We start from the raw sequence: 12,327 nt of genomic DNA on the forward strand, positions 1-12,327 counted from the left end.
AGCGGACTGCGCGCACATTGCGAGGAAGTACGATGATGCCATAAGCATTGTGACGACGCCCTCTACCACTCGATGCCCGGCATCGCCTTCACGCCGGCGTGATAGGCATGCTTCTTCAGGCTCATGTCCGTAACGGTGTCGGCCTCCTCAATCAGACCATCCGGTGCGGCACGACCGGTCACGATCACGTGCTGCATCCACGGCCGCTCGCCAAACACCGGTACAACCTCCTCCAGCGTCAGCCAGCCGTACTTCAATGTGTAGGTGAATTCGTCGAGGATCAGCAGATCGATCTTTTCATCTCGCAGGTAGGCGCTGGCCTGGTCCCAGGCTGCGCGGGCCGTCGCCTTGTCCTTGGCATCGTCCTGCGTCTCCCACGTAAAACCATCGCCCATCACGTGCCAGCGCACGTCGGGATGGGTGCGGAAGAAAGCTTCCTCGCCCGTGTCCGAGCGATTCTTGATGAACTGGATCACCGCGCACTGCATGCCATGCCCCAACGCGCGCGCCAAGACGCCAAACGCCGCGCTGCTCTTGCCCTTGCCAGTACCGGTGTTGATCAGGAACAGGCCGCGCTCTTCGCTGGCGGCCTCAATGGATTTGTCGATGACTGCCTTCTTGCGCTGCATGCGCGCCTTGTGTCGCGCTTCGCGCTCCACGTTACTGGACATATCGCTGGACATCCCGACCTCCTTCAAGACGAGCTGCGCACAGACGCGTGAACGTCCGTGCGCAAAGCCCGGTTACTTGGGCTGATAGCGCAACGTCAGGAAGACGCCCGCACCCGGTTGATTGTAGAGATAGGCCGTCTGGTACTGCTTGTCGAAGACATTCTCGCCACGCACCTGCACACGCCAGTCCTTGGCAAAGCGATAATCAGCGCGCAGATCCCAGGTGCTATAGCCGCCCAGATGCGTCTTGTTGGCGGCGTCATCGAAGCGCTCGCCCACACCAACCCACGACGTACCCACGCTCCAGGCACCGATATCCTGATCCACGTCTACGCGGGCAGTCTGGCGCGGACGGCGTGCCAGCACATTGCCGTCTGTTGCCGTGCCGGAACGATCCTCCGGATTCTGGATCGTCGCGTTGGCGGCTACGCTGGTCTGGCCCCACTTCTGCGAAGCGGAAAGTTCGACGCCGCGAATGACCGCACGCGAAATGTTCTCCGCCAGGAAGGTCGACGGGTTGCTGGCGATCAGGTTGTCAACGTGGTTATCGAACATGCTGATCTGCCACGACCCGTTGCCCACCTCGCCCTTGAGATCCAGCTCGCGATTGCGCGACGTCTCGGGGTTCAAGCCAGGCGTGCCGTAGTTGGGAAAATACAGCTGGTTGAAGGTCGGAGCCTTGAAGGCCGTGGCGTACGAAGCGCTGACGCGGAACCAGCGCGAGAAGGCATACCCGGCGGCGATGCCACCTGTGTTGTGCGAACCGAACTGCTCGTTGTCGTCATAGCGGCCGGACAGCTCCGCATTGAACCCGCCTGCATCGAGCAGGTACTGCCCGAAGACGGCATTGTTGGAGCGCTTGGTGACCGAGTAGATGGTGTTTGACAGCACTTCGTCACGCATCAGGTCGACGCCGGCAACGATCTGATTGCCCTTGGCAATCGTAATGTCGTTCTGCCAGGTCGCCATGTTGCGACGTGTCGTGAACCGCGACTTGAATACCTCACCCAGATAGTTGCGCGAATCGTCGGTCGTCTGGCCGAGGCGCAGACTGGACAGCCAGGCATCCACAGGCGTGAAGTTAACCACCCCGCCAAACAACTGCTGACGGCCGTCCGTGATGTTCTGCGACGAGCCATCGAACTCGTTGCGGGTATCCGCCTGCAGGGCAATCAGCTCACCGCTGAACATCTCGCCGGCACGCATGCCTGCATGCAGATTGAATGCCGTGTTCTCGTAACCGTCGCGGTCCGGCTCATCGTTGAAACACCCCTTGGACTTGTTGCCCTCGCAGGCATTGATGCCGCGGGTGTTGTTTCGCTGCACCCCTGCATAAGCCCACAGATCCTTGTCACCGACACCCGCTTGCGCAGAGGCGCCAAAGGTATGCCGGCTACCCCCCGTCACGGCGAAGCCAGGCGCCTGTGCGCCCTTGCGCGTGAAGATCTGCAGCACGCCGCCGATTGCCTCGGAACCCCATACGCTCGCGCGCGGGCCGCGCACCAGTTCGATTCGCTCGACCTGATCGATCGGGATGTCCTGCAACGAAGCACCGCCACTGGTGGCCGAGCCGACCTTGAAGCCGTCGATCAGCACCAGCACATGATCCGAATTCGTGCCGCGCACAAACAGGGAGGTCTGCTTGCCCGGGCCACCGTTGTTAACGAAAGTCACGCCGGGCATGCCGCGCAACACGTCCGGAACGGACTGCGCCTGCAAGCGCTCGATGTCCTTGCGCGTGATGACGGTGACTGGCGCCAGCGTTTCATCGACGGTACGTGCCACGCGATTGGCCGTCACCACAGTCGTCGGCGCTTCAGGCTCGGCCTGTTGTTGTGCGAACAGCACAGGGGATGCGCCCAGCAGCAAGGCTGCAGGCAGGAGATTGTATTTCTTCAAGATTGACTCCGTCCGTGCCGCCCGCACGGAATATGACAAATGGGCAGCGCGCAAGGAGTGGGAGGAGACAGAGCAAAACCGGCAAGGCATGCAAGGTCCGCATCGCCCACCGCAATGCACCACGTTGAACGCCAGGCCGGTCTCCGGGCTCACGAGCGGTAGTTGTCGACGACAACCATCCTGATGCAGCACCTTCCCATACCGGGGGTACAGTGGCTGGAGTACAAGGACTCCTGCTGCAAACGACTCGCTTACCGTTGCGGGGGCAGCGTCGGCATTGATCTGTCCTGAAGAGGACGTCCCGCACCGACTTCCCGTTTCACTCCTCGCGGCGAATGCCGTCTGAAGCACCTGAAGCGCGTTGGCATCTTACCGGAGGCCAGCCCCCTTAGCCACTTTACGGGTTGCGCCTGCGCAATCGCACACACCGCACGGCTGAAACCTTGACCGGATTTCCGGCGCGGGCCTACCATCACTCTCATGGACAAGGAAATCAGCCAACTCGAAGAACGCGCTGCGCGCCTCCTCAACGAGTACCAGAGCTTGCGCGACGAGAATCGCGGCCTGCATACGCGTCTCGATGCGCTCGAGGCCGACAACACGCGTCTGCGCGACAAACTCGCGCAATGCATCGCGCGCGTCGAGGCCCTCATCGCCCGCCTACCGGAGCGCGAAGATGCCTGATAGCGTGCCTGACCAGGACAAGATCGACATCGATTTGATGGGGCGCCAGTACAGCGTGTCCGTCAAACCCGAAGAAAAAGAGACGCTGCTTGCAGCAGTGGCCCTGGTAGATGATCGCCTGCGCAAGCTGGCAGGAAAATCGTCCAGCGGTGGCGAAGCCCTTGCGCTGATGACGGCGCTGGATATCGCGAACGAATTTGTTACACATCAGCGTGCCGGAGGCCTTGATCTGCCAGACTACCGGCGTAGAATAAATTCACTTGGAGAGCGTTTCGAACAAGCGCTGGCCAAGCAGGAAAAGTTGTTCTGATCCAGAGATTCAATCGGATGGCGTTGCCATTGCATGCAAGGCAATGACGTCCGGAAAAGTTTTCCCCTGCAGTGTTCGTCAAGGTCATTAACTCCTTGAACCAATGTCTAGCGACATGGTTGCTACCGAACAAGCCGCTGTTGTGAGCGCCCCTAAGCCGGGTGCACCTGATGCGGTTCCGGATGCGACCCCCTGAACCCAGGTTCAGGACCATGACCTAACGGCACAGGCGGGGGAACCCAGCACACACAAACGCGGCTACGGCCGCGTTTGTGTTTTCAGAGGCGTATTTCTGGCAAGTCGTGTCATCGCCTTGCCCTAAAAGTCAGTTGACTGCATTTTGCCGCGCGGTCAATCTTGAATCACCCTCGCCCCCGAAACTGACAGATGCGCTACTGGCTCATGAAGTCCGAACCCTCGGACTGCTCCATCGACGATCTTGCTGCCATGCCAAATCAGACGGTTGCCTGGTATGGCGTCCGCAACTACCAGGCACGCAACTTCATGCGCGACATGATGAAGGTAGGCGATCTCGCGTTTTTCTATCACTCCTCCTGCCCGCGCCCGGGTATCGCCGGCATTGTCTGCGTTGCCAGCCCCCCCTACCCGGACGCTACGCAATTCGATGAGAAGAGCCGTTTCTTCGACCCGAAGTCTTCTCAGGAAGAGCCGCGCTGGCACAACGTGGATGTGCGCCTTGTCGAGAAAACCCCCTTTGTCGATCTGGCCACGCTGAAAGAACAGGAAACGCTTGCCGGCATGCGCGTCCTGCAGAAAGCCAACCGCCTCTCCATCACTCCCGTCGATGCCGAAGAGTGGCGCACCATCACGACGCGCCTGATGGCCCCCAAAAAGCAGCCTTGAGCGGGCTCCAGCACAGCTCGCGGAGCAGCTTGCAGATGCACCGCAACACGCCGCAAAGCCAATGCTGACGGGAATAAGGGATTACCCTTACTTGCAGTGCACCATCAAAAACTTTTAATAAAAAAACCTACTTAATCCGCACATAAATTCTCGTGATATGTGAGAATTCGCATCCACGGACTGAGCTCCGCGCAATGCGCCAGGCACACCGCGAGGATGTAGGAGACAACAAAGGCCGCTGCAAGACAGTGAGCCGACTGAGCCGCTACCGGGACCAACGCCCGGAATCAGCGACCAAAGCGATATTTGAGTAGCTTTCGCTGTAGCAAGCCGGGCCCCTCAGGCCCGGCTAGTAGCACCCCTGCAGCATGAGCACCCGCAGCAGGTCTTCTGTAAAACTCGTCCCATAGCAGTATCGACGCAGCGCCCGCAAACGCCATCGTGCGATCAGGCGTGTTTTACAGAGGGTCTGAACAGACCAACGGGGTTTAGGGGGAGGGAAATCCGGTTTCGGGTTTCCTGAATTGGGAACGGGAAGTCATCACTGACTTCCCGTTTTTTTACGCCTGCATTCTCAGCACTGGACGATCTATCTGGCGGGCGCCGATTGTGCCGCAGGCGCCGAAGCGTCCTGTTTTGCCTTTTTCTCGGCTTGCTTCCGCGCGTGCTCTGCGGCGCGCTCGTCGTAGCGTGCGGCATCTTTTCTGGCCTGTTCGGCGCGAACGGCCGCTTCACTGGACTGCTGCGCACGCCGGCTCTTGAGCTCGGCATCGTGCTCGGCCTGCTTGCGCTTGTCGATCGGCTTGCCCGCTGGCTTGGGCTTTTCAATGGCTTCAGACTGGGCCGGGGTCATGGCTTTCGCCGGGCGGGGCGACGCCTCCGGCGCAGCCAGCGGCGCGGAAGTTTCCGGCAGGATCAGGGGAGGCCGCGGCGGATTGGCTGCCCGTTCCTTCTCCTTGATGGCGATCTCATGCGCCCGTTGGTTGCGTTCGAGCCCAACAGCCTCGATCTCCAGCGTGCGGACCTTGTTGATACGCTCGATCCAGCGTTCGCGGGCCGAATCCTTGCAGGCATTCTCGAAAAAGCGTTTGCGGCACACGATATCGTCCTGCGCGCGCTGTGCGTCGGCCGCGTGGCGCAACTCGCCTGCTTCCTGGCGCAGGCTCTTGGCACGCGCCGCACGGGCTTCCCACACCGCCGGATCGTCTTCTGTCAGCGGCGCAGAGTTCTGGGCATACGCACTGACTGCCACGAACATCAACAAGCCCATCAGTTTTCTTTGCATGTATTCGTGTCTCCGGAGCGCGTGTCATCACACCCCACGTAAAATGTCGGATTCGCCGGCATTGTCCCAGCTCCCGATAAAGTGATCCAGTTTTGATCCAGTTTCGTGCACTCACGCTCGCCCGCGGCGCCCGCCGCCTGATCGAGAACCTCTCCCTGCAGATCCATCCCGGCTGGCGCATCGGTGTTGTCGGTGCCAATGGCAGCGGCAAATCCAGCCTGTTCGCCCTGTTGCGCGGCGAACTGCATCAAGATCAGGGCGATCTCGACATCCCGGCGAACTGGGTGATTGCGCAGGTTGCGCAGGAAACGCCCGCACTCGCCATACCCGCACTCGACTACGCACTCGAAGGCGACGCCGAGCTGATCGCCATCGAACGCGAGCTTGCGAAGCTCGAAGCCGAACATGTCGACGGCCATCGCGTCGGCGAGTTGCATGCGCGCCTGCAGGAGATCGACGGCTACGGCGCGCGCGCCCGTGCCAGCGCCCTGCTCGCCGGGCTGGGCTTCTCCATGGAAGACCTGCAACGCCCGGTGTCGGACTTCTCCGGCGGCTGGCGCATGCGCCTCAACCTCGCCCAGGCGCTGATGTGCCGCTCCGACCTGATGCTGCTCGACGAGCCGACCAACCACCTGGATCTCGACGCCGTCGTCTGGCTCGAGAAATGGCTGGCCGGCTATCGCGGCACCCTGCTGCTGATTTCGCATGACCGCGATTTCATCAACGCATGTGTCACGCATATCGCCTACCTCGACAGCCAGAAACTGACGCTCTACAGCGGCAATTACGATTCCTTCGAGGATCAACACGCTGAGCAACTGGCGCAACAGCAGGCGATGTTCGTGAAGCAGCAGCGTGAAGCGGCGCACCTGCAGAAGTACATCGACCGCTTCCGCGCGCAGGCCACGAAAGCCCGTCAGGCGCAGAGCCGCATCAAGGCACTGGCGCGCATGGAAAAGGTCACCGCCGCGCATGTCGACACGCCATTCGATTTCTCATTCCCGGAGCCCGACCGCGCGCCCGACCCGATGGTCACGCTGCGCGACATCACACTCGGCTACGGCGACAAGACGATCCTGCAGAACGTAAAACTGGAACTGCGCCCCGGCGCACGCCTCGGCCTGCTCGGCCCGAATGGTGCGGGCAAGTCGACGCTGATCAAGCTGCTTGCGGGCGACCTCGCCGCCCAGGGCGGCCAATCGCTCTTCGGCAAGGGCGTCGTGCTCGGCTACTTCGCCCAGCACCAACTCGAACAGCTACGCCCTGCGGAAAGCCCGCTGCAACACCTCGTGCGTCAGGAGCCGATGACGCGTGAGCAGGACTTGCGCGACTACCTCGGCGGCTTCGACTTCCGTGGTGGCATGGCCGACACGCCGATCGGCCCATTCTCAGGCGGCGAGAAATCGCGCCTCGCGCTGGCCTTGCTGATCCGCCACAAACCAAACCTGCTACTGCTCGACGAACCGACCAATCACCTCGACCTCGACATGCGTCACGCGCTGACCAAGGCGCTCGCCGAGTACGACGGCAGCATGGTCCTCGTCAGTCACGACCGCTCACTGCTACGCACCGTCTGCGACGACTTCCTGCTGGTCGCCGACGGCAAGGCCCAGCCCTTCGATGGCGATCTCGACGACTACCTCGAATGGCTCAGCGCCCGTCGCGCACGCGAAGCGACTGCCAACGTCGACACGCAAGCCGCGAGCGACAAGGCCAGCCGCCTGCAAGCACGCGCCGATACTGCCGCCGACCGGCAGGCCAAGCTGCTGCGCCGCCGCCCGCTGGTGAAAGAGCTGGAGAAGCTCGAAGGCAAGCTGGCGAAACTGCAGGAAGAGAAGAAGCAACTCGATGCGAAGCTTGGCGATCCAGAGCTGTACAACGGCCCTGACAGCAAGCAGGTGCCAGAGCTGATCAAGCGCCAGGGCGAGCTCTCACAAGGCATCGACGAAGGCGAGGAGCGCTGGCTGGAAATCCAGGCGGAACTGGAAGAGATCGGCGAACTCTGATCCCGACCAGCCATCGCTACGAAACCCACCCGATGAATTTCACTGCCAGCTTGCGCAGCAGCCGCATCGCCACGATGGCGTTGTTCTTCTGCAGCGGTTTCGTGTTCGCTTCATGGGGCGTGCACATCCCGACCATCAAGGACAAGTTCGCGCTCGGCGAGGGCGCGCTGTCCATCGCCATGCTCTCCGTGGCCTTAGGTGCCGTGCTGGCCATGCGTCGCATCGGCTCGCTCAGCGCACAGCTCGGCAGCGCACGAACGAGCCTCTATAGCGGCCTGTTGCTCGCCGTCAGCGCCGGGCTGATCCTCGTCATGCCCGACTACACCCTGCTCGTCATCTGGCTGCTGCTGTTCGGTGCGGCAAATGCCGCGCTGGATGTCGCCATGAACTCGCAGGCGGCGATCGTCGAGAATCTCTACGCGCGTCCCATCATGTCGTCGATGCACGGCCTGTTCAGTCTCGGTGGCTTCGCCGGGGCACTGCTCGGTGCGATCTGGTTCGGGCTGGGCGCGGGCGTCACGAGTCATATGCTCCTCGTCGCCGTGATCACAGCCATCAGCTGCGTTCTGGCTCGCCCGGCGCTGCGCACAGACCCACCTCATGAGTCGCATGAATCAGCGAGCGACAAGCGCCAGGTCGGCCGCCATCTGCGACGCCTCGGCATGCTGGCTTTCCTCGGGCTGGTTGCCGAAGGTGCCATGTACGACTGGAGCGCCGTCTATATGCGCGACCATGCACACGCGTCGGCGGCCTGGGTCAATGCCGGTTATGCGGCATTCTCGGCCGGCATGGCCGGCGGCCGTTTCGCGGGCGACGCCATTCGCGGCGCACTGGGCAGCGTACGCATCCTGCAATGGAGTGCTGGCCTGTGCGTGGCCGGCATCGCGCTGGCCCTGCTGCTACCCCTGCCCTTGCCGGCGGCAATTGGTTGCGGACTGATCGGCCTCGGCGCTTCGAACATGATGCCGGTACTGTTCGCCGCCTCGGCAAATGCCAAAGGCATTCCGCCGTCCGAAGCCATCGCGGCCATGGCACGTATCGCCTACATGGGGCTGTTGTGCGGCCCTGTACTGATCGGTTTGCTGGCGCAGGCCACGGGCCTGCCCTTCGCGCTGTGCATTGTCGGCGTCAGCGCCGCCATGGTCGGCATGCGCGCGCGTGGCGCGCTGCGCGACCTCGAAGAAGCCTGACTACGCCAGCACGCTGCGGGCGTTGGCGGTAAGGACCGACAGCGCCAGCTTCTGCCGCCCTCTGTCGTCAAAATTGTCCGCGGCCAGCCAGGTCTCGAAGGCCTCGTTCAACGCGGGCCATTCGCCATCGAGAATGGAGAACCAGGCGGTGTCACGATTGCGCCCCTTCACCACCAGCAATTGCCTGAAGATGCCCTCGAACTGGAAACCGAGGCGCAACGCCGCGCGACGCGACGCTTCGTTCAGATCGTTGCATTTCCATTCACAACGACGATAGCCGCAACGGAACACGTATGCGGCCAGCAGATAGAGCGCTTCGGTTGCTGCGCGTGTTTGCTGTAGCAGGGGTGAGAAATTGAGATGACCAATCTCGATCACGCCGTTGTCCGGGTCGGGTCGCAGATAGCCGGCGAGACCGACAGCTTTCTCTGTCGCCAGATCGACGATGGCATACAACAGCACACCCTTCTTCTGCCGTTGCGACTCGATCCAGGCCGCATACTCATCGAAGGACGCAAATGGGCCGTAAGGCAGATACGTCCAGCTGCGCCCCTCCGCATCCAGGCTGTTGGCGGCATGCAACGCTTCTGCATGACCGGCCTGGAGCGGCTCCAGGCGGCAATATCGCCCGTTCAACGTAACGTGCGGCGGTAGCTGGCAGGCTGCCCATTCTTCCAGTCTTCGACCGATCGGCTGTCCGAGTTCGTTGTGCTCCGTGCGCATGCGGGATCCGTTTGCGATTGAAAGAGACGGAGAGTATCGCGCACCTGAAACGCAAAGGCACTGCCCGGCGAAGGACCGGCAGCTACACGCGTGCACGCCGACGCCAGGCCAGGATCAACGCGGCGATAGCCGTTGCTGCGAGAGGCAGGCTTTCGGGCTCCGGCACAGAGAGGGGGTCGAAGCTGAAGCTGGAAAAAACCACATCAAAGCTCAACGCTCTGGAGCCAAAGGCGCCATACGAGCGACTCAGGTCCACGTCGCCGCCGTGCAGGCCGGACAGATCGAGCGCAGGGAAGAAGGCTGCCGGGCCACCGAACAAGGTCAAGGCGAGCCAGGGCGTATTGCCGCCGTAGCCGGTAAGAAGTTCAAGCCCTTGCCCGGACGAGGTCTGCGTCAGCGTCACGTCAGCCGCCGGCCCGGCGAGTTCATACGACCCCGCTCTCGCAGGCACCTCAAAGACGATGTGCAGTGGTTGCGGTACGCGTGGCGGGAAAGAAAGGTCCCTGTACCAGAAGCCCGCGCTGGTGCTGCCATCTCCGCCAATCAACTCGAAAGGGCTCGTGTCGAGCGAGAAGGATCCTGTCACCACGTCGCCTGCGCGCACGGACAGAAAGGGTGGATTCAGGCCGCTCACACGCACCGCGTTGCCGGTGAATGACCCGGAGATGAGCACCGCGTCAGCCCTCTGCACGACAAATGAGAAGCCCGCCGCAAGCACGGCAGCAATGAGTCGGGAATGCAGCTTCATGGTGGCCTCCTGGAAACTTGCGGCACGGACGGAGCCCTCGCGCAGCAAGAACTGCTCCGCCAGATGAATAAGGCATAAGCCGGATGAATTCCGACAGCGGGAGGCACCACAGCGTGGCTGCTGCCATCCCTGCTGACACCACGTTGTCAGTAGCCCCTCTCCATCATGAGCGCTCCAACCCACCACGCCGGCGCTACCTCAGCCGGAAACCCGAAGGAGATAAGGTCATGAATGCCATCAACTGGTTCGAAATTCCCGCTACCGATTTCGCACGTGCCACGCGTTTCTATGAGCAGATCCTCGCGGCGCCGCTTCACATCGACGGCAGCATGGGGACCAAACTCGCCGTCTTTCCCTACACGCAGGGAGAAGGCATCGGTGGTGCCGTCGTGGAGATGCCGCAAGCGCGCCCCCACGCAGACGGCACGCGCATCTACCTCAACGCAGGCGCCGATCTCGACGCGATCCTGCAGCGTGTGCCCGCAGCAGGCGGCAGCGTCGTCATGCCGAAGACATTCCTGCGCGAGGACATCGGCCATATCGGCATGTTCTCGGACAGCGAAGGCAATGTCATCGGGCTCCATTCCCCGAACTGAGCCCGTCAGCCTGCAGTCATTCCGGCGCTCGCCGGGATGACGCTCCTCGCCACCGCCACACGAAGGAATACCCATGCGCTACTGGATCGGCGTCGCCTCGCGCGACCATGTTGCACGCGGCATCACAGGCGGCTTCTGCCAGCTCTGTCACGGCAAGGCCCAACCCCTGCGGCGCATGTCAGCAGGCGACTGGATCATCTATTACTCGCCCAGGGAGGAAATGAGCGGTAGTACGCCCTGTCAGCGCTTCACCGCCATCGGCGAAGTGCAAGCGGGCGACGTCTATGCTCATGCGATCAGCCATTGGTTCGTGCCGCATCGTCGCAAGGCGCGCTTTCATGAAGCGCAGGAAGCCGACATCCGACCGCTCATTCCGCGACTCGACTTCATCCGGGACAAATCACGCTGGGGTTATGCCTTCCGTTTCGGTCACATCGAGATTTCGCGTGAGGACTTCGAGATCATCGCCACGCAGATGCATGTCGTGATTCCCGATGTCGCAGATGCGGACGACACCTCGTTCGCCCAGCCAGTGATGGCACCCCACCCGCAGTGCGCCCTGTTTCCAGAAGTACGGTGCGCCTAGAATAGTCAGCCTCCCACGCCACCATCGCCATGCGCCGCGCCGACCGCCTCTTCCGCCTTGTTGAACTCCTGCGCAGCCGCTCGTCCTGCACTGGGGCCTGGCTCGCCGACCAGCTACAGGTGTCATTGCGCACGCTGTACCGCGACATCACTGATCTGAGCTTGTCCGGCGTGCCCATCGAGGGAGAGGCCGGCGTTGGCTATCGCCTGAAGCACCGCATCGACATCCCGCCGCTTACCTTCGACATCGACGAGATCGAAGCCTTGCTCGTTGGTACGCGCATGGTCCAGGCCTGGGCCGATCCGGAACTCGAACGGGCTGCGCTCGCTGCCATGGCGAAGATCCAGAATGTATTGCCGGAAGCCCGCAGGCGCGAAGCCTCGCTGGCACGCCTCTTCGTCCCGAACTATCCGCGCGGCCGCCCACCCTGGCTCGGCCAGCTACGCCACGCCGTACGTCGCCGCAACATCATCCAGATCGACTATCAGAAAGAAGATGGCACACCCTCGCAGCGTGAGCTCTGGCCATTGGGTCTGTTCTTCTGGGGGCACAACTGGACCCTCGTGGGCTGGTGCGAACTGCGCGGCGACTTCCGTCACTTCCGCGTCGACCGCGTGCAGACCGTTGCTGTGCAGCCCGCGATTTTTCCCGACCAGAAAGGCCGGCGACTCAGCGATTTCTACGATCAGCTGGAGCGGAAGGAAGGCATACGGATGCGCGACAACGGCATGGCCTGAATGGCCGGGAGTGGCCGCATCAAGCAAT

13 protein-coding genes, 1 other RNA gene and 1 riboswitch are annotated in these 12,327 nt (G+C 62.1%); of the genes, 9 read left to right on the forward strand and 5 right to left on the reverse strand.

The genetic code is table 11. From position 1 onward, the window contains the following. Nucleotides 1–62: 62 nt before the first annotated feature. Complete coding sequence (gene cobO, locus VVD49_RS02340) at nt 63–683, reverse strand: cob(I)yrinic acid a,c-diamide adenosyltransferase (protein ID WP_327597516.1); 621 nt, start codon at nt 681–683, stop codon at nt 63–65. A gap of 60 nt (nt 684–743) precedes the next feature. Further along, nucleotides 744–2,570 (reverse strand): TonB-dependent vitamin B12 receptor, encoded by a 1,827-nt coding sequence (gene btuB, locus VVD49_RS02345; protein WP_327597517.1) that lies wholly within the window; start codon nt 2,568–2,570, stop codon nt 744–746. A gap of 117 nt (nt 2,571–2,687) precedes the next feature. Further along, a riboswitch (cobalamin riboswitch) is annotated at nt 2,688–2,940 on the reverse strand. 110 nt (nt 2,941–3,050) lie between these two features. On the opposite strand from btuB, the gene VVD49_RS02350 reads away from it, so the two are divergent. The 4 genes from VVD49_RS02350 to VVD49_RS02365 all read left to right on the forward strand — a co-directional run bounded on the left by VVD49_RS02350 (nt 3,051) and on the right by VVD49_RS02365 (nt 4,428). Beyond that, nucleotides 3,051–3,254: a hypothetical protein gene (locus VVD49_RS02350; protein ID WP_327597518.1), complete on the forward strand. Its 204-nt coding sequence runs from the start codon at nt 3,051–3,053 to the stop codon at nt 3,252–3,254. Continuing rightward, on the forward strand, nt 3,247–3,564 hold the full coding sequence (locus VVD49_RS02355) for a cell division protein ZapA (RefSeq protein WP_327597519.1): 318 nt from the start codon (nt 3,247–3,249) through the stop codon (nt 3,562–3,564). The genes VVD49_RS02350 and VVD49_RS02355 overlap by 8 nt, the downstream gene beginning before the upstream one ends. A gap of 60 nt (nt 3,565–3,624) precedes the next feature. Then, a non-coding RNA gene (ssrS, locus tag VVD49_RS02360) (6S RNA) lies at nt 3,625–3,804 on the forward strand. Between the two features lie 147 nt (nt 3,805–3,951). Then, the gene (locus VVD49_RS02365; protein WP_327597520.1) at nt 3,952–4,428 is read left to right on the forward strand and encodes an EVE domain-containing protein; all 477 of its coding nucleotides are present in this window, start codon (nt 3,952–3,954) and stop codon (nt 4,426–4,428) included. Nucleotides 4,429–5,017: 589 nt separating this feature from the next. On the opposite strand, the gene VVD49_RS02370 is transcribed toward VVD49_RS02365, so the two are convergent. After that, nucleotides 5,018–5,713, reverse strand: coding sequence for a hypothetical protein (locus VVD49_RS02370; RefSeq protein WP_327597521.1), 696 nt, complete (start codon nt 5,711–5,713; stop codon nt 5,018–5,020). Between the two features lie 92 nt (nt 5,714–5,805). On the opposite strand from VVD49_RS02370, the gene VVD49_RS02375 reads away from it, so the two are divergent. Together VVD49_RS02375 and VVD49_RS02380 are read left to right on the forward strand one after the other, a co-directional pair. Beyond that, the gene (locus VVD49_RS02375) at nt 5,806–7,719 is read left to right on the forward strand and encodes an ATP-binding cassette domain-containing protein (RefSeq protein WP_327597522.1); all 1,914 of its coding nucleotides are present in this window, start codon (nt 5,806–5,808) and stop codon (nt 7,717–7,719) included. A gap of 32 nt (nt 7,720–7,751) precedes the next feature. Next, on the forward strand, nt 7,752–8,909 hold the full coding sequence (locus VVD49_RS02380) for an MFS transporter (RefSeq protein ID WP_327597523.1): 1,158 nt from the start codon (nt 7,752–7,754) through the stop codon (nt 8,907–8,909). On the opposite strand, the gene VVD49_RS02385 is transcribed toward VVD49_RS02380, so the two are convergent. Both VVD49_RS02385 and VVD49_RS02390 read right to left on the reverse strand, forming a co-directional pair. Further along, a complete protein-coding gene (locus VVD49_RS02385) occupies nt 8,910–9,632 on the reverse strand; it encodes a GNAT family N-acetyltransferase (protein ID WP_327597524.1) in 723 nt (240 codons plus the stop codon). A gap of 82 nt (nt 9,633–9,714) precedes the next feature. Continuing rightward, complete coding sequence (locus VVD49_RS02390) at nt 9,715–10,380, reverse strand: PEP-CTERM sorting domain-containing protein (protein ID WP_327597525.1); 666 nt, start codon at nt 10,378–10,380, stop codon at nt 9,715–9,717. Between the two features lie 227 nt (nt 10,381–10,607). Here VVD49_RS02390 and VVD49_RS02395 point away from each other — a divergent pair, with 227 nt between their 5' ends. The 3 genes from VVD49_RS02395 (at nt 10,608) to VVD49_RS02405 (ending at nt 12,299) form a co-directional block, all read left to right on the forward strand. After that, the gene (locus VVD49_RS02395; protein WP_327597526.1) at nt 10,608–10,976 is read left to right on the forward strand and encodes a VOC family protein; all 369 of its coding nucleotides are present in this window, start codon (nt 10,608–10,610) and stop codon (nt 10,974–10,976) included. 73 nt (nt 10,977–11,049) lie between these two features. Then, on the forward strand, nt 11,050–11,562 hold the full coding sequence (locus tag VVD49_RS02400; RefSeq protein WP_327597527.1) for an EVE domain-containing protein: 513 nt from the start codon (nt 11,050–11,052) through the stop codon (nt 11,560–11,562). Nucleotides 11,563–11,591: 29 nt separating this feature from the next. Continuing rightward, entirely contained in the window at nt 11,592–12,299 is a 708-nt protein-coding gene (locus VVD49_RS02405; protein ID WP_327597528.1) for a helix-turn-helix transcriptional regulator, read from the forward strand. Nucleotides 12,300–12,327 lie beyond the last annotated feature (28 nt).

The organism is Uliginosibacterium silvisoli, from assembly GCF_036017035.1.
GTDB lineage: Bacteria > Pseudomonadota > Gammaproteobacteria > Burkholderiales > Rhodocyclaceae > Viridibacterium > Viridibacterium silvisoli.

What these genes read in the sequence shown, in the direction of transcription:
- cobO (WP_327597516.1), bottom strand. Translation starts at nt 683, where the DNA reads ATGTCCAGCGATATGTCCAGTAACGTGGAGCGCGAAGCGCGACACAAG.
- VVD49_RS02350 (WP_327597518.1), top strand. Translation starts at nt 3,051, where the DNA reads ATGGACAAGGAAATCAGCCAACTCGAAGAACGCGCTGCGCGCCTCCTC.
- VVD49_RS02355 (WP_327597519.1), top strand. Translation starts at nt 3,247, where the DNA reads ATGCCTGATAGCGTGCCTGACCAGGACAAGATCGACATCGATTTGATG.
- VVD49_RS02365 (WP_327597520.1), top strand. Translation starts at nt 3,952, where the DNA reads ATGCGCTACTGGCTCATGAAGTCCGAACCCTCGGACTGCTCCATCGAC.
- VVD49_RS02370 (WP_327597521.1), bottom strand. Translation starts at nt 5,713, where the DNA reads ATGCAAAGAAAACTGATGGGCTTGTTGATGTTCGTGGCAGTCAGTGCG.
- VVD49_RS02380 (WP_327597523.1), top strand. Translation starts at nt 7,752, where the DNA reads ATGAATTTCACTGCCAGCTTGCGCAGCAGCCGCATCGCCACGATGGCG.
- VVD49_RS02385 (WP_327597524.1), bottom strand. Translation starts at nt 9,632, where the DNA reads ATGCGCACGGAGCACAACGAACTCGGACAGCCGATCGGTCGAAGACTG.
- VVD49_RS02390 (WP_327597525.1), bottom strand. Translation starts at nt 10,380, where the DNA reads ATGAAGCTGCATTCCCGACTCATTGCTGCCGTGCTTGCGGCGGGCTTC.
- VVD49_RS02395 (WP_327597526.1), top strand. Translation starts at nt 10,608, where the DNA reads ATGAATGCCATCAACTGGTTCGAAATTCCCGCTACCGATTTCGCACGT.
- VVD49_RS02400 (WP_327597527.1), top strand. Translation starts at nt 11,050, where the DNA reads ATGCGCTACTGGATCGGCGTCGCCTCGCGCGACCATGTTGCACGCGGC.
- VVD49_RS02405 (WP_327597528.1), top strand. Translation starts at nt 11,592, where the DNA reads ATGCGCCGCGCCGACCGCCTCTTCCGCCTTGTTGAACTCCTGCGCAGC.